This is a genomic window from Cellulomonas sp. GbtcB1 (assembly GCF_019091725.1).
In the GTDB taxonomy this organism is placed as follows: Bacteria; Actinomycetota; Actinomycetes; order Actinomycetales; family Cellulomonadaceae; genus Cellulomonas.
Genome location: NZ_JAGXJG010000303.1, coordinates 1 through 262, shown reverse-complemented (window position 1 = coordinate 262; position 262 = coordinate 1). Strand labels below are relative to the sequence as shown.

Sequence of the window (262 nt, the reverse complement as noted above, 5' to 3'; positions counted from 1 at the left end):
CCGCGCACGCCGGCCTCCGGCATGCCCAGCCGCTCACGGGGTTCAAGTGGATCTCCCGCGTCGAGGGCCTCGTGTACGGCTACGAGGTGGCCCTCGGCTACTGCGTCGACCCCGCGCACGTGCGGGACAAGGACGGCATCTCCGCCGCGCTGGCCCTCGCCGGCCTGGCCGCCCGTCTCAAGGCCGAGGGCCGCGCCCCGGCCGGCGTCCTGGACGACCTCACCCGGCAGCACGGCCTGCACCTCACCGGCCAGCTGCCGGC

Annotated in this window: 1 pseudogene; it reads left to right on the top strand. The window is 76.3% G+C overall.

From position 1 onward, the window contains the following. Window positions 1-262 (top strand): annotated as a pseudogene (locus KVT14_RS20520) (phospho-sugar mutase); the annotation flags it as partial.